Annotated in this window: 16 protein-coding genes; 10 read left to right on the top strand and 6 right to left on the bottom strand. The window is 69.7% G+C overall.

Going from position 1 to position 18,706, the window contains the following annotated elements; all coding sequences use genetic code 11:
• The first annotated feature begins 12 nt into the window (after positions 1–12).
• Positions 13–1,224, top strand: coding sequence for a glycoside hydrolase family 3 N-terminal domain-containing protein (locus tag BM349_RS09980; RefSeq protein ID WP_091706712.1), 1,212 nt, complete (start codon positions 13–15; stop codon positions 1,222–1,224).
• A 10-nt stretch (positions 1,225–1,234) separates the two neighbouring features.
• On the opposite strand, the gene BM349_RS09975 is transcribed toward BM349_RS09980, so the two are convergent.
• Genes BM349_RS09975 through BM349_RS09965 form a run of 3 tightly spaced genes read right to left on the bottom strand, consistent with a single transcriptional unit; the run spans position 1,235 to position 3,732 of the window.
• On the bottom strand, positions 1,235–1,951 hold the full coding sequence (locus BM349_RS09975; protein ID WP_091706711.1) for an SOS response-associated peptidase: 717 nt from the start codon (positions 1,949–1,951) through the stop codon (positions 1,235–1,237).
• Positions 1,952–1,991: 40 nt separating this feature from the next.
• On the bottom strand, positions 1,992–3,029 hold the full coding sequence (locus BM349_RS09970) for an App1 family protein (protein WP_091706710.1): 1,038 nt from the start codon (positions 3,027–3,029) through the stop codon (positions 1,992–1,994).
• A gap of 4 nt (positions 3,030–3,033) precedes the next feature.
• On the bottom strand, positions 3,034–3,732 hold the full coding sequence (locus tag BM349_RS09965; protein ID WP_091706709.1) for a DedA family protein: 699 nt from the start codon (positions 3,730–3,732) through the stop codon (positions 3,034–3,036).
• A 36-nt stretch (positions 3,733–3,768) separates the two neighbouring features.
• Between BM349_RS09965 and pabB the strand changes: the two genes are divergently transcribed.
• Entirely contained in the window at positions 3,769–5,073 is a 1,305-nt protein-coding gene (gene pabB, locus BM349_RS09960; protein WP_091706708.1) for an aminodeoxychorismate synthase component I, read from the top strand.
• Between the two features lie 70 nt (positions 5,074–5,143).
• Positions 5,144–7,735, top strand: coding sequence for a leucine--tRNA ligase (gene leuS, locus BM349_RS09955; protein ID WP_091707237.1), 2,592 nt, complete (start codon positions 5,144–5,146; stop codon positions 7,733–7,735).
• 14 nt (positions 7,736–7,749) lie between these two features.
• Here leuS and BM349_RS09950 read toward each other — a convergent pair whose 3' ends face one another.
• Positions 7,750–8,193 carry a hypothetical protein gene (locus BM349_RS09950; RefSeq protein WP_091706707.1) on the bottom strand — a complete coding sequence of 148 codons (444 nt, stop codon included), beginning with the start codon at positions 8,191–8,193 and terminating at the stop codon, positions 7,750–7,752.
• Positions 8,194–8,377: 184 nt separating this feature from the next.
• On the opposite strand from BM349_RS09950, the gene BM349_RS09945 reads away from it, so the two are divergent.
• Genes BM349_RS09945 through holA form a run of 3 tightly spaced genes read left to right on the top strand, consistent with a single transcriptional unit; the run spans position 8,378 to position 12,498 of the window.
• The gene (locus tag BM349_RS09945; RefSeq protein WP_091706706.1) at positions 8,378–8,977 is read left to right on the top strand and encodes a ComEA family DNA-binding protein; all 600 of its coding nucleotides are present in this window, start codon (positions 8,378–8,380) and stop codon (positions 8,975–8,977) included.
• Positions 8,978–8,990: 13 nt separating this feature from the next.
• The gene (locus BM349_RS09940) at positions 8,991–11,414 is read left to right on the top strand and encodes a ComEC/Rec2 family competence protein (protein ID WP_091706705.1); all 2,424 of its coding nucleotides are present in this window, start codon (positions 8,991–8,993) and stop codon (positions 11,412–11,414) included.
• A gap of 46 nt (positions 11,415–11,460) precedes the next feature.
• Positions 11,461–12,498 (top strand): DNA polymerase III subunit delta, encoded by a 1,038-nt coding sequence (gene holA / locus BM349_RS09935; RefSeq protein WP_091706704.1) that lies wholly within the window; start codon positions 11,461–11,463, stop codon positions 12,496–12,498.
• Positions 12,499–12,606: 108 nt separating this feature from the next.
• On the opposite strand, the gene rpsT is transcribed toward holA, so the two are convergent.
• Together rpsT and BM349_RS09925 are read right to left on the bottom strand one after the other, a co-directional pair.
• Positions 12,607–12,867, bottom strand: a complete 261-nt coding sequence (gene rpsT, locus BM349_RS09930; protein ID WP_091706703.1) for a 30S ribosomal protein S20 — start codon at positions 12,865–12,867, stop codon at positions 12,607–12,609.
• Positions 12,868–12,984: 117 nt separating this feature from the next.
• Positions 12,985–13,728, bottom strand: coding sequence for an alpha/beta fold hydrolase (locus tag BM349_RS09925; RefSeq protein ID WP_091706702.1), 744 nt, complete (start codon positions 13,726–13,728; stop codon positions 12,985–12,987).
• 71 nt (positions 13,729–13,799) lie between these two features.
• Between BM349_RS09925 and lepA the strand changes: the two genes are divergently transcribed.
• The 4 genes from lepA to hrcA all read left to right on the top strand — a co-directional run bounded on the left by lepA (position 13,800) and on the right by hrcA (position 18,692).
• Positions 13,800–15,653 carry a translation elongation factor 4 gene (gene lepA, locus BM349_RS09920; RefSeq protein ID WP_091706701.1) on the top strand — a complete coding sequence of 618 codons (1,854 nt, stop codon included), beginning with the start codon at positions 13,800–13,802 and terminating at the stop codon, positions 15,651–15,653.
• A gap of 51 nt (positions 15,654–15,704) precedes the next feature.
• The gene (locus tag BM349_RS09915; protein ID WP_091706700.1) at positions 15,705–16,352 is read left to right on the top strand and encodes a DUF1990 family protein; all 648 of its coding nucleotides are present in this window, start codon (positions 15,705–15,707) and stop codon (positions 16,350–16,352) included.
• On the top strand, positions 16,352–17,563 hold the full coding sequence (gene hemW, locus BM349_RS09910) for a radical SAM family heme chaperone HemW (protein WP_091706699.1): 1,212 nt from the start codon (positions 16,352–16,354) through the stop codon (positions 17,561–17,563). Before BM349_RS09915 ends, hemW begins: the two co-directional genes overlap by 1 nt.
• A 91-nt stretch (positions 17,564–17,654) precedes the next feature.
• The gene (gene hrcA, locus BM349_RS09905; protein ID WP_091706698.1) at positions 17,655–18,692 is read left to right on the top strand and encodes a heat-inducible transcriptional repressor HrcA; all 1,038 of its coding nucleotides are present in this window, start codon (positions 17,655–17,657) and stop codon (positions 18,690–18,692) included.
• The last annotated feature ends 14 nt before the right edge of the window (positions 18,693–18,706 follow it).

Genomic DNA, 18,706 nt, shown 5'->3' with positions numbered 1-18,706 from the left:
TAGGCTGATCCGATGAACTCGGCTCGGCGCACGCTCGCGGCCGGCGTGGCCGGAGCACTCGTGCTGGTGGGCTGCGTGACACCCGCATCCTGGGCGGGCGACGACAGCACACCGGCACCGGCACCCGATGCGCCGCAGGCGACGGTCCGCGTCGTCCCCGGCGCCGATCTCCACGCTGCGGCCGTCGAGCGGCTCGCCTCGATGTCGACCCTCGAGAAGGCTGCGAGCATCGTTATGGGTCACATTCCCACCACGGATGCCGCGGTCCTCTCCGAATACATGTCGAGCACCGGCATCGGCGGCTTCATCCTCATGGGAGCGAACATCCCGGCCACCGAGTCGGACCTGCGCGGGATCACGGCCGCATTGACCATCGACCCCGCCCTTCCGCCGCTGATCGCCGTCGATCAGGAGGGCGGCGATGTCTCCCGCCTGCCGTGGGACCGATTCCCGTCCTCGGTGACGTTGAAGGATCAGCCGGCCGCCGCAACGCGTGATGCGTTCGCCGCTCGGGCGGCGCTGCTGCAGCGAGCCGGAATCGGAGTGAACTTCGGCGTCGTCGCCGATGTGACCCCGGACCGCTCGATGTTCATCTACCGTCGTGCCCTCGGAACGACGCCCGCATCCGGCGCGGAGCGCGTCATCGCCGCGGTGGACGGCGAGGGCGGCGCCGCGATGTCGACCCTGAAGCACTTCCCCGGTCACGGTGCCGCTCCGGGCGACTCGCATTCCGGCATCCCGTCGACGGGCATGTCGAAGACGCAGTGGGAGGCCGGGGACGGCATCCCCTTCCGCGCGGGGATCGACGCCGGCGCCCCGTTCCTGATGTTCGGGCACCTCTCGTACGGTGCCGTCGATCCCGCCCCGGCGACATTGTCCGCCGAATGGCACCGGGTCGCGCGCGAGGAACTCGGCTTCACCGGCGTCGCGATCACAGACGATCTCGGGATGCTGCAGGCGACCGGCCTGCCCGGCTACCAGGACCCGGTCGCGAACGCCGTCGCTGCCGTGGCGGCCGGCAACGACATGGTGCTCGGCATCGTCTTCACGACCGCAGACTCTGCGCCGCGGACGGCGGAGGGCATTGCGGCGGCCGTCGACGGCGGGATGCTGCCCCAAGGACGACTGGACGAGGCAGCCGTCCGGGTCATGACAGCCCGTCTGGATCTGGCGGCGCAGGGCCGCGGGCTCGTGCCGTGTGCCGACTGCGCGCCCGTCGGCTGACGCGCCGCGACTACGCCTCGGGGACGGGCTCGATCAGCTCGGGGGAGTTGTTGCGGACATTTCCGACGGCCTTCGACACGACGTGATCGTCGAGGGTCTCCGCGACCGCCGGGGCGGCGTCGATCGCCGCGTCGAGCACGTCGCGCACGTTGTCGGTGGTCGGATCGAGCCAGGCGTCGGCATGGTCGGGATCGACGAACAGCGGCATGCGGTCGTGGATCGATCCGAGGTGCCCGATCGAGTCTCGCGTGAGGATCGTGAAGCTCAGCACCCACTTCGCGGGATCGTCCTCGGCGAGAGCCGGGTTCTTCCACCACTCGTACAGTCCCGCCATGAACAGCGGCGAGTCGTCCGCCGGATGAATGTAGTGCGGAATCTTCGTCCCGTCGACGTTCTTCCACTCGTAGTAGCCGGATGCCGGGACCACCGCGCGCCGCTTCTCGAGGGCCTTGCGGAACATCGGCTTGTCTTCGAGCTCCTCGGACCGGGCGTTGAAGGCACGGGCGCCGATCGAGAGGTCTTTCGCCCACGCGGGCACGAGGCCCCACCGCGCGGTCTCGAGGCGCCGGGTGGGCGGCTCGGTCTTCGCGGAGTCGATCACGATCGCGACCGGCGCTGTCGGGGCGACGTTGTACGAGGGCTCGGGAAGGTCGTCGCTCTCGAGATCGACCCGGAGCACGCCCACGAGCTCGGAGCCGACACTGGCCACGACGAATCGTCCACACATGGGTCAGAGCCTACGCGCGGGTTCGGACACGACCGCGGGCTCAGCGGTCGAGAATCCCGATCTCGTCGAGCTTCTCGGCGAGGCCCGCGCCGTCCGACTCCGTGACCCACGGCACGGCGGCCGCGGTGTGGTCGTCGACCGCGGTCCGCCCCCCGGCGAGGACCGCTTCGGCCGGAGACAGGCGGCGGATGGCCACCGCTGCGACGTTGCCGGGGGACTCGCCCGCGAACGTGGTGTAGATCGCGTCGTCGTGCTGTCCGTCGTCGCCGATCAGCAGCCACTTGACGTGGGGGAACTCGGCGGCGAGGCGGCGGAGGTTGGACAGCTTGTGGTCTCTGCCGCTGCGGAACCAGCGGTCGTGCGTGGGTCCCCAGTCGGTCAGCAGCACGGACCCTGGAGGGAAGAGGTGACGGCGCAGGAAGCGGATGAGGGTGGGAGCGACGTTCCAGGCGCCGGTGGAGAGGTAGATGACCGGGGTGCCGGGCGCGTCCCGCACGAGCCGCTCCATCAGCACGGCCATCCCCGGAACGGGCTGGCGGGCGTGCTCGTTGACGACGAAGGAATTCCACGCCGCCAGGAGCGGTCGCGGCAGCGCCGTGACCATGACGGTGTCATCGACGTCCGAGACCACACCGAAGGAGACGTCACGGCCCACGATGAAGACCCTTGTCTCCACCGGAGGGCTGCCTTCGACCGACATCGTGAGGGTCTGCCATCCGGCCTCCAACCGTGCCGGGATCTCGATGTCGATCACCCCGCCGCGATCGGCGACGACTTCGTGCGTCACGTCGGCGATCGTGATCCGCACCTGAGCGAAGCCGACCGGAACAGACGCGAAGCTGCGCCAGCCGCGCACGCTCTCGTACTCGCCGGACCCCGTCGTCGGCACGGGCGGCGCAATCAGGACCCGCCCGAGGACGCGCACCCAGTCCGGGCCACCGTAGCCGGGGAACGGGGTCACGGTCGGGGTCAGGCCGCGGGCTCGGGCGCGCCGTTCGCGCCACGCGTGGAAGCGGTACTCGAGCCGTGCGAGCCACAGCACTTTGCGGCGCGCAGGCGTCGTCGCGGTCTGGGGCATCCCCTCAGTCTTCCATGTCCTCCGCAGTGCGAAGCGACCCGGGCGACCCGCCGGCGTCGTCCTCGTCCTCGTGAAGGTGCTTTCGCTCGGCCCTCTCGATGACCTTCTTGCTGACGAAGACGAGCAGCAGGAACACGACGATGACGCCGACGAAGATGTATCCGGCGAAGTGGAGCCGATCCGCCAGCTCCCGGTAGGTTCCGGCCGCCACCGCCGCGACGGTGACGTAGAGGGTGGCCCAGATGATGCACGCGGGAACCGTCCAGGCGAGGAACCGCCGGTACGAGTAGCCGCTCATCCCGACCGTGAGGGGCACGAGCGAGTGCAGCACCGGGAGGAATCTCGAGACGAAGATCGCCGGACCGCCGCGACGGCGCAGGTAGCGCTCGGATCGCTCCCAGTTCTCGTCGCCGATGCGGCGGCCGAGGCCCGAATGGCGGATCTTCGGGCCGAGGTAGCGCCCAAGCCAGAACCCGATGCTCTCGCCCGCGAGCGCACCGATGACGACGGCGATGATCAGGAGCACTCCCTCGAGAGGGGAGGCCACCGCCGTGCCGGCGATGATGACGATCGTGTCTCCGGGGACGAAGAGACCTACCAGCACGCTCGTCTCGAGCATGATCGCGATGCCGGCCAGCAGTGTCCGCAGCACGGGGTCGACGCTCTGGACGGCGTCGAGCAGCCACGTGAGGAACTCGTTCACACCCCGAGCCTAGAGCGACCCCTCTACCCTGGGTTCATGCCCGAACCGCTGATCGCTGTGCCGTTGCGCAGCAGGCGGGATCCGGCATCCGTCTTCGCGGGAATCGCGGCGAACAGCGAGCACTGCTTCTGGCTGGATGCGGGCCCGGACGCGACGACCGGGTGGAGCTGGGTCGGCGAAGGCACCGTCGAGACGCAGCCCGATCTCGTGCGCTCGATCTCGCTCACCCCCGCGGACTCGGCCGGCGGCGCGGCTGCCGGTCCCTTCCACGGCGGATGGGTCGGCTGGCTCGGATACGAGGATGCCGCGGCGCGTGCGGGCGCTCCGATCAGCGCAGCCGATCCCGACGTCCCGGCCGAACGGTGGCTGCGGGCCGATCGATTCGTCGCGTTCGATCATGAGCGTGGACTCGCCTGGGCCTGGGCGCCGGCCGCGGAGGCGCAGTCGTTCGCCGCACGGGTCGAGGCGATGTCCGCGGACCCGACCGTTGCGGAGCCCGGGCCTGCCGTCGCCGTCGCCCGGCACGTCCCGGACGAATACGCGGCCCTGATCGAGCGCTGCCGCGACGCGATCCGTGCGGGCGACGCGTACCAGCTGTGTCTGACGACGCGGTTCACGATCCGATCGACCGTGGACCCCTTGGCCGCGTACGCCCGGCTCCGGGCCCGGACCCCGGCCCATCACGGCGGACTCGTCCGTTCGGGTGACGTCGCCCTCGCCAGCGCCAGCCCCGAGCGATTCCTCGAGGTCTCGGACGGCGTCGTGCGCACCAGACCGATCAAGGGAACGCGACCCCGGGGAACCGACCCCGAATCGGATGCCGCCTTGGTCACGGAGCTGCTCGAGAGCGAGAAGGAGCGCGCCGAGAACGTCATGATCGTCGATCTGATGCGCAACGACCTCTCTCGCGTGTGCGAGCCCGGATCGGTCGGAGTCGACGGGCTGCTGGAGATCGAGTCCTATCCGGCGGTGCACCAGCTCGTCAGCACGGTCTCGGGGACGCTGACCGACGGCATCGTCGTGGGTGACCTTCTGGATGCGACCTTTCCGGCCGGGAGCATGACGGGTGCACCGAAGCTTTCGGCCATGACGATCCTGCATGAGCTCGAGCGCGGGCCTCGCGGCGTGTTCGCGGGATGCTTCGGCTGGGTCGGCGACGACGGCGCCCTCGACCTGGCGATGGTGATCCGCTCGATCGTGGTCCACGCGGGCGGAGCGTACGTCGGCGCCGGAGGCGGGATCACGTGGCGGTCGGATGCCGCCGCCGAGGTGGCGGAAGTGGGAATCAAGGCGCGCGGTCCCCTCGCCGCGATCGGCGCGAGTCTGCCGCTCGGCTGGTGACGGCACCGGTCCGGTAGCCTGGAAGGTGCGCTTCGCGCCGCAGCTTCCATTCCACGATTGGTTCCGTCACGTGTCTCAGACCCTCCCGCCCGACACCACCGCGCCCGCAGACGGCGGCGGGTATGACGCGTACGCCATTCAGCAGAAGTGGCAGTCGCGCTGGGCGAAGGCCGACCCCTTCCGGGCCGGCGGGGCCGAGGACACCCGACCGCGCAAGTACGTCCTCGGGATGTTCCCGTACCCCTCAGGCGACCTGCACATGGGCCACGCCGAGAGCTACGCGTATGTCGACGTCGTCGCGCGATTCTGGCGGCATCGCGGATACAACGTGCTCAACCCGATCGGATGGGACTCCTTCGGCCTGCCCGCCGAGAATGCGGCGATCCAGCGCGGAGCAGACCCCCGCGAGTGGACCTACGCGAACATCGACCAGCACAAGCGCAGCTTCCGCGAGTACGGCTCGTCCTACGACTGGTCGCGGATCCTCCACACCAGCGACCCGGAGTACTACCGGTGGAATCAGTGGCTCTTCCAGCTGCTGTACGAGCGCGGCCTTGCCTACCGCAAGGAGAGCCCGGTCAACTGGTGCCCCAACGACCAGACGGTGCTGGCCAACGAGCAGGTCGTCGACGGACGCTGCGAGCGGTGCGGTGCCGAGGTCATCAAGAAGAAGCTCACGCAGTGGTACTTCAAGATCACTGATTATGCGGATCGGCTCCTGGACGACCTGAACCAGCTGGAGGGGTTCTGGCCGCAGAAGGTCATCCGGATGCAGCGCAACTGGATCGGCCGGTCGGTCGGCGCCGACATCGACTTCGAGATCGAGGGACACCCCGAGCCGGTCACCGTGTTCTCGACCAGGCCCGACACCCTGCACGGCGCGACGTTCTTCGTCGTCGCACCGGAGTCGGATCTGGCCGCCGAGCTCGCCTCGGGCGCGTCCTCGGAGGTCCGCGCGCGCTTCCAGGACTACCTGACCAGCGTGGGACGCTCGTCCGAGATCGAACGCCAGAACACGGACCGGCCGAAGACCGGCGTCTTCCTCGAGCGCTATGCGATCAATCCGATCAACGGAGAGCGGCTCCCGATCTGGGCCGCCGATTACGTGCTGGCCGATTACGGCCACGGCGCCGTGATGGCCGTGCCCGCGCACGATCAGCGCGACCTCGACTTCGCACGGGCCTTCGATCTGCCGGTGAGAGTCGTCGTCGACACGACGGCGCCGGTCACCGGCGCGATCCCCGTGATCGAGCTGGACGAGAACGGCGACCCGATCGATCCGGGTACGGATGACGCATCGCTGGCGGAGCTGGATCCCGCCACCACCGGCATCGCGCTGGTCGGCGAGGGCCGGATGATCAACTCCGGCTCACTGGACGGCCTGTCCAAGCGGAACGCGATCGCGCGCATCACCGAACAGCTCGTCGCCGCGGGCACGGGCAGGGCATCGAAGTCGTACCGCCTCCGCGACTGGCTGATCTCCCGTCAGCGCTTCTGGGGAACGCCGATCCCGATGATCCACACCGAGGACGGCCGCATCGTGCCCGTTCCCGAAGACCAGCTCCCATTGGTGCTTCCCGACGTCGAGGGACTCGACCTCACGCCGAAGGGCACCTCGCCCCTCGGGGGAGCGACCGAGTGGATGACGACGACCGACCCGGAGACGGGGGCGCCGGCGCTGCGCGACCCCGACACGATGGACACGTTCGTCGACAGCTCCTGGTATTTCCTGCGCTTCCTCGCTCCGGGCGACCCGACGCAGGCCTTCTCGTCGAAGGAGGCCGACAAGTGGGCGCCGGTCGACTCGTACATCGGCGGCGTCGAGCATGCGATCCTCCACCTCCTGTACGCGCGATTCATCACGAAGGTGCTCTTCGATCTGGGTCTCATCGAATTCACCGAGCCCTTCTCGAGCCTGGTGAATCAGGGGATGGTGCTCCTGGCCGGCTCGAAGATGTCCAAGAGCAAGGGCAATCTGGTCGAGTTCGCATCCAGCATGGTCGACCCCGGAGCCGACGCCGTGCGCGTGGCGATCGCATTCGCCGGTCCGGTCGAAGACGACATCAACTGGGAGGACGTCTCGACGACCGGCGCCCAGAAGTTCCTCGCGCGCGCATGGCGTGTCGCGCAGGACGTCGTCAGCAGTCCCGATGTGGTCTGGGCGGAAGGGGATCAGACGCTGCGGCGTGTGACCCACCGGCTGCTCGCCGATGCCCCCGGGCTGATCGAGCAGACGAAGTTCAACGTCGTCGTGGCTCGACTGATGGAACTGGTCAACGCGACCCGCAAGGCCATCGACACCGGCGCCGGGCCGGCGGACCCCGCCGTGCGAGAGGCCGCCGAGGTCGTCGCGATGGTCCTGGACCTGTTCGCCCCGCATACGGCCGAGGAGATGTGGGAGATGCTCGGCTACGAGCCCTTCGTCGGTCTCGTTCCGTGGCGCCAGCCCGATGCGATGCTGCTGGTCGAGGACACGGTGACCGCGGTCGTGCAGATCGACGGCAAGGTGCGCGCGACCCTGGAGGTGGCGGCAAGGATCGACCCGAAGGAGCTCGAGGCGACCGCCCGCGCCGACGCCCGCGTCGTGCGCGCGCTTGCCGGACGGGAGATCACGCGTGCGATCGTCCGGGCGCCGAAGGTCGTGAGCTTCAGCACGAACTGAGGCCGGTCGAGGCGCTAGACCGTCACTTCACCCGATTGCACGACGATCGTCTGGCCCGTGGTGGGCGTGACGGTCAGGACCAGGCGGTACGTCCCCGCCGGCAGTGCAGCCGTCGCGCCGTTGCCGATGGACTGGGACTGGCCGGACGGGACGAAGAACCCACCGCTGAGCCAGACCTGTGTGTCGGGAATCGTCGTGATGGCGAAGGTTCCCGTCGCGTTGGCAGGCCCGCCGCCGCTCTCGTAGTGGATGAAGAACTCCGGCCACGCGATCTGCCCGACGAACTGGTTCGTGCGCGCGCTGAACCCCACGACCGTCAGGATGCCGCTGACCGGTGAGGCTGCGGCGGCGGGAACTGCAGCGGCGGTGAGCACCACGGGCGCGGCCCACACGCCTGTGCGGAGAAGCTTGCGGCGGTCGATCCCGCCCTGCGCGTCGGCGTCCGGACGTTCTGGCATGCTGCCCCCTCAGATTCGGGACAGCGAGTCTGCCTTACCCGCCACACTATGCCACCGGCCGGCGAAACCGAGCACGTCGACAGCGTGAGTCTCGGCTCCTCCCCAGCGGTCGCGGTGCGTTGACGACCTCACCGACCTCGCCGCACAGCTCGGGCTCCCGGACCGCGGCGCCTAGCGTTGGCGCGTGAACTCGGTCGATCCTCGCGCGAACGCCTCGGCGCGCAGCAGGCTCGGCCTCGGCGCCGCCATCGTCGTCGTGATCGTCGCACTGGCCGTCACCGTGGGCATCGGCATCCTGCGCGGTGCCTCCGCGCCGGTCGAATCGGTCACGATCGATGAGGGTGCGGCGACGGATGCCTCCTCCTCGGCATCCGTGTTCGTGCATGTGTCGGGCGCTGTGACGGCGCCCGGACTCTACGTGCTGCGCGAGCACGCGAGGGTCGTCGACGCCATCGCGGCCTCCGGCGGCTTCGCCCCGGGCGCGGACGAGGACGCCGTCAACCTGGCACGGCCGGTGAGCGACGGCGAACAGCTGCACGTGCCTGCCCACGGCGAGTCGGCCGAACCCGGCAGCGTCGCCGCCGTCGGCGACGGACGGATCAACCTCAACACCGCGGATGCCGCTGCGCTGGACACGCTCCCGCGGATCGGTCCGGCCATGGCGGCACGGATCATCGAGTGGCGCGACGCCAACGGGCGCTTCACGAGCGTCGAGGACCTCCTCGCGGTGCCCGGCATCGGCGACAAGATGCTCGAGGTCCTCCGCGAACTCGTCACCGTGTGACCGGGCCGGCGGCATGACGGGAGTGCACGCGACGACCGGGGCGCGGGCGCACCTGCGGCTGCTGCCCGTCGCTGCGGCAGCGTGGGCGGTCGCGCTGGCGGCGACGATGATCCCTGATGCCGCCGCGCAGGCCGCATCGGCTCTGTGGGCTGCAGCGCTGACATCACTGGCGGTCATCGCGCTTCAGCGAGGCAGGCGGCGCCCGGGGCGCCTCGGGCGCAATGCCGGGGTGCTCGTGGTTCTCGCCCTCGCAGCGGCGGCCGGCGCTGCGTCCCACGTCGCGCTCGCGCAGCCGGCTCGCGCCGAAGCCGAGCGATTCGGGTTGGGCGGAGGCCGCGCGGTCGTGATCGAGGCAACCGTCGTGGGCAAGATCGAGCAGCGTGCGACGGGGGAGTGGGTCTTCGATGCGGTCGCGCATCGCATCGTGACCGGGTCGGTGAGCGACGCGGTGAACCTCGACATCGCCGTGCGCGTCCAGCCTTCGGGGGTGGACCGGCCGGATCTGCTCGATGTGGGCGCTTCCGTCGAGGTCGCGGGCACCGCGCGCGCCGCGCCGATCGGCGATCGTGCGGTGCTGACCGTGAGCGGATCACGCGGGATCCGGGTCGCGAAAGGCCCAGAGGGGATCATGGCGGTCGCTGCCGAGCTTCGGCGGGGACTGATCGCCTCGACCGAGGGGCTGCCGGCGCCGGGAGCAGGACTGATCCCGGGCCTGGCCGTCGGCGACACCTCCGCCGTGTCCGCCCAGCTCGACGCGGCGATGAAGCAGTCGTCGCTCTCGCATCTGACCGCCGTATCCGGGGCGAACTGCGCGATCGTGGTCGGTCTCGCGTTCGGCGCCGTCGCGCTGGCGGGAGGGTCGCGGCGCGCCCGCGTCGTGGCCGGAGCGCTCGCCCTGGCGGGATTCGTCCTGCTGGTGACTCCGGAGCCGAGCGTCGTGCGAGCCGGGACCATGGCCGGGATCGCGATGCTCGCAGTTCTGCTCGGACGGACCGGTGCGGGCATGGCGATACTGTGCCTCGCCGTCACCGTGCTGCTCGTCGCGGATCCCTGGCTCGCCGGTTCGCTCGGGTTCGCGCTCTCGGTCGTCGCGACCGCGTCGTTGCTGCTGTTCGCGAGACCTCTCGCGGCGGGGATGGCCAGACGGATGCCGCGCGCACTTGCGCTGGCACTGTCCGTGCCGCTGGCGGCACAGCTGGCGTGCGGTCCGCTCCTCGTGATCATCACGCCCGCCGTGCCGGTGTACGGGGTGGCGGCGAACCTGCTGGCGGCGCCGGCCGCGCCGGTCGCGACGATCGTCGGATTGGCGGCGTGCATCACGGCTCCGCTGCCGTGGGTGCAGTACGGCCTGAGCGCGATCACCTGGCTGCCGGCATCATGGATCGCGGGCACGGCGCTCACGTTCAGCAGCCTGCCCGGCGGCCAGATCCCGTGGCTCGACGGGTGGGTCGGGGCTGCCGCGCTGGGCGTTGTGAGCACCGCGATCGGCGCGGTCGTGATCGTGCCTCGGATGCGTTCGCCCGATCGGCGTCCGGGTGATTCTCTGCGCGCACCGCCCCGTGCACAGCTGCTCCGCGGCATGTCTGTTGTCCTCCTGGCAGCCGTCGCGGGATCCGTAGCCGGTGGAGCAGCCCTCGCCTCGGTCGCGGGTCGATTGACCGTGCCCGCCGACTGGAGCATCCTGGCGTGCGACGTGGGGCAGGGCGATGCGGTCCTGATCAGATCGGCCGGCACGGTCGCCCTCGTCGACACCGGACCCGAGCCCGAGGTGCTCAGGCGATGTCTGGACCGTGTCGGCGTCGGACGCATCGATCTGCTCGTGCTGACGCATTTCGACCTCGACCACATCGGCGGCCTCGACGCGATTCTCGGCGACGTCACGGTGGCACTCCACGGCCCGGTCGCCACGCGAGAGGGCGCTGCCGCGCTCGCAGTGCTCGAGAGCGCGGGTGCCCGCACCGTGGACGCGACGGCGCAGATGCGCGGGACGCTCGGCGATGCCACCTGGCGTGTGCTGTGGCCGCCGCTCGAGAGCCGCGCCTTCCCGTCCGGCAACGACGCGAGTGTCGTGGTCGACGTCCGTGGCGGCGGCGTGCCCGTGTCCCTGTTCCTCGGCGACATGTCCGCATCTCCCCAGACGGCACTCGGCGCGTCGGGGGCCCTGCGGCCGCCGTACGACGTGGTCAAGGTCGCGCACCACGGAAGCGCCGACCAGGATGCGGGTCTCTACGAGCTGGCCGATCCGGCTGTCGCGCTGGTCACCGTCGGCGCGGGCAACACCTACGGCCATCCGCGGCAGGAGACGCTGGACATGCTCTCCGAGCTCGGGGCGACCGTCGTCCGCACCGACGCGGAGGGAATCGTCGCGCTGTGGCTCGAGGACTCGGGCCTGCGCGTCTGGCGCGAGCACGAGCGTGTGGGAGCGCCGGCCGGCTAGGCCCGCGCCGCCGGGTCATGGGGTGGGGCCCCGGTAGGCTCGATGCATGGCGACGAGCGCGCGGCGAACCCCGGCGAGCAGGGCGCGCACGACGATCCCGCAGGTCTCCTGGCGCACACCTCAGCCGGCGCCCATCGTCCTCATCTCAGGGCCCGAGGAGATCTGCGCCGAGCGCGCGACCGCCGGCATCCGCGACTATCTTCGTGCCGAGGATCCAAGTCTCGAAGTCACCGACGTCCGAGCGGACGACTACGTCGCGGGCACCCTGCTGGGCGTGACCTCGCCGTCGCTGTTCGGCGAGCCCCGGCTCGTGCGGGTGACCGGCGTCGAGAAGTGCTCGGACGCATTCCTCTCCGAGGCCGTCTCCTATCTGGCCATGCCCCAGGAAGGCGCGACGGTCGTCCTGCGCCACACCGGCGCTACAGTTCGCGGCAAGAAGCTCCTCGACGCCATCCGCGCCGGCGAGGGCGGGGGAGTGGAGATCGCATGCCCCGCGGTCAAGCGCGACTCCGATCGATTCGACTTCGCCGCCGGCGAGTTCTCTGCGGCGCGCAAGCGCATCGCTCCGGCTGCCCTCCGGACGCTCGTCTCGGCGTTCGCCGACGATCTCACCGAACTCGCGGCGGCATGTCAGCAGCTCATCTCCGACGTCCCGGGCGACGTGACCGAACAGGTCGTGGAGCGCTATTACGGCGGGCGTGTCGAGACATCCGCCTTCGCGGTCGCCGACACCGCGATCGCGGGCCGATACGGGGAGGCGCTGATCTCGCTCCGGCACGCCCTGGCCTCCGGCGCTGATCCGGTCCCGCTCGTGGCGGCGATCGCGTCGAAGCTGCGCACCATGGCGCGGGTGGCCGGCACCCGGGAGTCCTCTGTCGCTCTGGCGGCGCGCCTCGGGCTGAAGGACTGGCAGGTGGACCGGGCGCGGCGGGATCTGTCCGGGTGGTCGGATGCGACCCTCGGCATGGCCATCCAGGCCGCTGCGCGGGCGGATGCCGAGGTGAAAGGCGGCTCTCGCGACAGCGTGTTCGCCCTGGAGCGGCTCATCACCGTGATCGCGACAAAGGCGCCGTTCGGTTCCTGAGCAGGCGCGCGGCGCCGTATCGAAGGACGGTTCCTGAGTAGGCGCGCAGCCGTCGGGGAATGACGAAAGCCCGCCCCCGGAGGGACGGGCCTTCATGAAGACCGGTGCTCAGAGAGCGGCGACCTGCTTGGCGATGGCCGACTTGCGGTTCGCTGCCTGGTTCGCGTGGATGACGCCCTTGCTGGCGGCCTTGTCGAGCTTCTTGGTGGCCTTCGCGAGCGACTTCTCGGCGGCGGCCTTGTCGCCTGCGGCGATGGCCTCGCGGGTGCGGCGCACCTCGGTGCGCAGCTCGCTCTTGACGGCCTTGTTGCGCTCGTGAGCCTTGTCGTTGGTCTTGTTGCGCTTGATCTGCGACTTGATGTTTGCCACGTTTGTAGACGGTCTTTCGTTCGGAGTGTTCGATGTGAAGTGCCGAGTGGCAGGAGAGGGTTGCCGCACGACGGTCGTGAGGGAATCAACCCACACGCAAGCCAATCACCGAGTCTATCAGTTCTCTTGAGCCGGCCGAGCATCCTGCTGTTCGATCGTCGCGATCGCGACGTTCAGCAGGGCGTTGAACACGTGCGGTCTCATGACCGTCACGTGATGGGTCGTGCGGGGCACGACGATCAGCTCGGCGTGCCGGGCGACCCGCAGGAACAGCCGTTCGTTGACACGCAGCTGGTCGTACTGCCCGTTGACGAACCACAGCGGCACTTCGATGCGGTGCAGCGCGGCGAGCAGGTCCAGGACCGACAGGCTCCGCAGCGCCGCGTCCTGCGCATCCAGCGCATAGCCGCCGGCGCCGAAGTCCGCCCGGGTCTCGTCGGGCAGGATGCGATCGAGCATCCGGTTCGTCAGCCACATCCCGCGGTCGGGGAGCGAATCCACGCCCCGCGCCAGCGTCCGATACGTGCTCAGGCCGAGGCCCCGCGGGATCGCCGTGCAGGAAGCCGCGATCAGCCCGGCGATCGGCGGCGGATCCTCCCGTCCCGCGTACTCGACGCACAGCAGGCCCCCCATGGAGTGACCCACCAGCAGCACGGGTCCGCGGGAGGCGGCATCCCTGACGGCGTCGTCGATCGTCGCGAAGGCGGATTCGAGCGTGAACTCCTCTGCCATCCGTGAGCCGTGCCCCGGCAGGTCGACCGCGTGCGCGGGATTCCCGCGAGCCTGCAGGGCGGCGACCTGTGCCCGCCACATCGTCGCCGACGTCCGGATGCCGTGGACGAGCACCACCTGGACGACCATCCGCCCAGGATATGGCGCACCTCGGGCCACGGGCTCGGAGGACTGCCGCGCCACCGTAGAATCGATCAGTCATGTCTCCGCGCGCCCGCACGCCCCTCCAGCCGTCCGCGACCCCTCCTGAGCTGATCCGCAACTTCTGCATCATCGCTCACATCGATCACGGCAAGTCGACCCTCGCCGACCGCATGCTGCAGATCACCGGCGTCGTCTCCGACCGCGACATGCGCGCGCAGTACCTCGATCGCATGGACATCGAGCGGGAGCGCGGCATCACGATCAAGAGCCAGGCCGTGCGCATGCCGTGGGAGGTCGACGGGACGACGTACGCCCTGAACATGATCGACACTCCGGGCCACGTCGACTTCACATACGAGGTCAGCCGGTCGCTCGCCGCGTGCGAAGGCGCGATCCTCCTCGTGGATGCCGCCCAGGGAATCGAGGCGCAGACGCTCGCGAACCTCTACCTGGCACTCGAGAATGACCTGCACATCATCCCCGTGCTCAACAAGATCGACCTCCCGGCGGCCGACCCCGAGAAATACGCCAAGGAGCTCGCCAGCCTGATCGGCGGAAAGCCCGAGGATGTCCTCCGGGTCAGCGGGAAGACGGGCTTCGGCGTGGAGGAGCTGCTCGAGCACGTCGTGCAGCAGATCCCGGCGCCGAAGGGAGACCCTGACGCACCCTCCCGCGCGATGATCTTCGACTCGGTCTACGACTCGTATCGAGGCGTGATCACGTATGTCCGGATGATCGACGGCACGCTCAGTCCTCGCGAGCGCATCCAGATGATGTCCACGCGAGCGGTCCACGAACTCCTCGAGATCGGCGTCTCGTCGCCCGAGCCCACTCCCACGAAGGGTCTCGGCGTCGGTGAGGTGGGCTACCTGATCACTGGGGTGAAGGATGTCCGCCAGTCGAAGGTCGGCGACACCGTCACGAGCGCGGCCAAGCCCTCGAAGCAGGCGCTGCCCGGCTACACCGACCCCAAGCCGATGGTCTTCTCCGGTCTGTACCCGATCGACGGCAGCGACTACCCGGTCCTGCGCGAGGCGCTCGACAAGCTCAAGCTGTCCGATGCGTCGCTGAACTACGAGCCGGAGACCTCGGTCGCGCTGGGCTTCGGCTTCCGCTGCGGGTTCCTGGGTCTCCTGCATCTCGAGATCGTCACCGAGCGCCTCGAACGCGAATTCGGCCTGGATCTCATCTCGACGGCCCCCTCGGTCACCTACGAGGTGACGACCGACGACCGGAAGACCTACACTGTCACGAACCCGAGCGAATTCCCGTCGGGCACGAAGATCGCGAGCGTCACCGAGCCGATGGTCAAGGCCGCGATCCTCGCGCCGAAGGACTACGTGGGCACGATCATGGAGCTCTGCCAGTCGCGGCGCGGCACGCTGCTGGGCATGGAGTACCTCGGTGAGGACCGCGTCGAGATCCGGTACACGATGCCGCTCGGCGAGATCGTGTTCGACTTCTTCGACAACCTGAAATCCAAAACCGCCGGGTACGCGTCGCTCGACTACGAGCCCAGCGGCGATCAGGAAGCCGATCTGGTCAAGGTGGACATCCTCCTGCAGGGCGAGCCGGTCGACGCCTTCAGTGCCATCGTGCACCGCGACAAGGCGTACGCGTACGGCGTGCTGATGACCGAGCGCCTGAAGAAGCTGATCCCGCGCCAGCAGTTCGAGGTGCCGATCCAGGCGGCGATCGGCGCGCGCATCATCGCGCGGGAGTCGATCCGCGCGATGCGCAAGGACGTGCTGGCCAAGTGCTACGGCGGCGACATCACCCGCAAGCGCAAGCTCCTCGAGAAGCAGAAGGAGGGCAAGAAGCGCATGAAGATGGTCGGGCGCGTCGAAGTCCCTCAGGAGGCGTTCATCGCCGCGCTCTCGGGCGACACCGAGGGCAAAGAGAAGAAATAGTCGACGAGGCGCCGGGTGGCGGCGACGACGACGCGAAGTAGGCTGGAATCTATGCGGCGCGGGACTTTCAGGGACGAGACGGTCGATTACGCCGCCGTCGGCGCGACGCAGGCACCCGACCTCATGCACTATCCGCCGGAGCGCAGCATCCCTGCCGAGGAGTCCTGGCGGATCGGCAGCGGTGAGGGCCGCTTCGCGAGCGCGAGCGACGCGCTGCTGTCCTGGGCCGCGCAGCGCGGCGCGGGGCTGGAGCTGAGCGATGTGCGCCCGGCCGCAGGCCCGATGTACTCCGGCGTGAGCTTCGATGCGGAAGGCAACCCGCTCGCACCGAGCAGGCTGGAGGCCGACCAGCGCTTCGACAGCGACGGCACCCCGTACGTCGGCGCGGGCACCACCGTGCGCGTCGACGGGCGTGTGCGCGGCATGAACGCCGACGGAGAGCTGCGCGTCATCTACTCGATCGAAGAGCCTCGCCGCGTCGGCTTCGCGCTCGGCACGGTGAGCAGCTCGGTCGTCAGCGGCGAGGAGTCGTTCGTGCTGCAGTGGTACGACAACGACGAAGTGTGGTTCACCGTGCGCGCGTTCGACGCGCCGTCCGCCTTCCTCTACCGCGTGTTCCCCGGCATGGTGCGTCGCCGCCGTCGCGAGCTGTTCACGCGGTACCTCCGCGCGATCTCGCCGCTGTACTCGACGCCCTGATGGGCTCGGCGCTCCCGGTCGGAGAGCCTGCGCCGCGCGACGGGTCTCTCCCGGTCGCGGTCGACGCGGCCCGGCAGTTCGGCGTATACCTGCATGTGCCGTTCTGTCGCGTGCGTTGCGGGTACTGCGACTTCAACACGTACACCTCCGGAGAGCTGCGCGGCGCGCGGCAGGACGAATACGCCGACACGCTGCTGCGCGAGATCGACCTGGCGCGCGCGGTGCTCACGGCTGCCGGCCCGCTCCGGCCCGCGACCACGGTCTTCTTCGGGGGAGGCACCCCGACGCTCCTTCCGCCCGGAGATCTGGCGCGCATGCTCGACGGCGTCCGGGCGTCGTTCGGCATCGCCCCCGGAGCCGAGGTCACGGTCGAGGCGAATCCCGACACCGTGACCGACTCGGTCGCCGCCGAGCTCGCGGCATCCGGTGTGACGCGATTGTCGATCGGGATGCAGTCGGCGGTTCCGCACGTGCTGGCCGCGCTGGATCGCACGCATGATCCGGCGGCGGTCGAGACGGCCGTCTCTGCCGCGCGCGATGCGGGTCTGGACGTGAGCCTCGATCTGATCTACGGAGCGCCGGGGGAGTCGCTGGCCGACTGGAGGGCGTCAGTCGAATCCGCCGTGCTGCTCCAGCCCGATCACATCTCGGCGTACGCGCTGATCGTCGAGGAGGGCACGAAGCTCGCGCGGCAGATCCGGCGCGGCGAGGTCGCGACCCCGGACGACGATCTGCAGGCGGACATGTACGAGCTCGTCGACGATCTGCTCGGCGCCGCCGGATACGACTGGTACGAGGTGTCGAACTGGTCGCGCGGCATCGGATTCCGGTCGCGCCACAACCTCGCCTACTGGCAGGGCGCCGACTGGTGGGGCTTCGGCCCGGGCGCGCACAGCCACATCGGCGGCGTGCGGTTCTGGAACGTGAAGCACCCCGCCGCCTACGCGCAGCGGCTGGCGGCCGGAGAGTCTCCTGCGGCGGGCCGCGAACGGCCGGATGCTGCGGCCCGGGCGCTCGAGAGCGTGCTGCTGCGGACACGGATCCGGGACGGTCTGCCTGTGTCGGAACTCCTCGGCGAGGGACGCCACTCGATCGCCGCCCTCATCGCGGACGGACTCGTCGACGGCACCGAAGCGGTGCACGGCCGCATCGTGCTGACGCGTCGGGGACGCCTCCTCGCGGACGCGGTCGTGCGCTCCCTGACGGACTGACGAGCCTCCCGCTCGGGTCGAGTCCGATCCGGTAGAATTGGCACTCAGAACATGTGAGTGCCAGTGCGGCAGGAGGGCGTGGGGAGGCGAGATGGTCACCGATCGGGGTCTGCAGGTGCTGCGGGCGATCGTGCAGGACTTCGTCGACACGCGTGAGCCGGTCGGCAGCAAGGCGATCGTCGAGCGCCACGCATTCGGCGTTTCGGCGGCGACGATCCGCAACGACATGGCGCTTCTCGAGGATGAGGAGCTCATCGCCGCGCCGCACACCTCATCCGGCCGGGTTCCGACGGACAAGGGCTACCGCGTGTTCGTGGACCACCTCGCCGAGGTGCGCCCACTGTCGCCGGCCCAGCGGACCGCGATCTCGACGTTCCTGGACGGACCCGGCGATCTCGACGACGTCCTGGTGCGGACGGTGCGCGCGCTCACCCAGCTGACCGGACAGGTGGCGATCGTGCAGTACCCGTCGTTCGCCCGTGCGACGGTCTCGCACGTCGAGCTGGTCCAGCTCGGCGCGGGGCGGATGCTCGTCATCCTGGTCACCGACACGGGCCGCGTCTCGCAGCGCCTGGCATTCGTCCGCGATGAGTTCGACGAGGACGATCTCGCCCGGGTGCGGTCGGACGTGGCGTCGCTCCTGGTCGGCAGACCCGTTCGCGAGGGCGCGCAGCGTGTCGAGGAGCGACTCGCCCAACAGGATGCCGGAACGCCGCACGGCATCGCGACCACCGCGATCGTGCGCGTCGTCGCCGAGGAGCTCGAGGAGTTCCGCCACGACCGACTGGTGATGGCGGGCGCGGCGAACCTGGCGCGGAGCGAATCCGACTTCCGCGGAAGCATCTACCCGCTGCTGGAGGCCATCGAGGAGCAGGTGACGCTCATGAAGCTCATGAGCGAGATGGTCGCCGACGATCATGGACTCGCCGCGAGCATCGGACGCGAGAACGAGGCGTTCGGGCTGGTCGAGGCCTCCGTGGTCGCGAGCGAGTACGACGCGACCGGCGCCCGTGCGCGCGTCGGCGTGCTCGGGCCGACCCGGATGGACTACCCGACCAACTTCGCGGCCGTGCGTGCGGTCGCGCGATATCTCACGCGGATGCTCGACGAAGACGAGAGTGCCCGCTGACGCGGCATCCGTGA

It is taken from the genome of Microbacterium sp. cf046 (assembly GCF_900114345.1).
GTDB lineage: Bacteria > Actinomycetota > Actinomycetes > Actinomycetales > Microbacteriaceae > Microbacterium.
The sequence above is the reverse complement of the archived record's forward strand: the minus strand, read 5'-3'. Positions and strand labels throughout refer to the sequence as shown.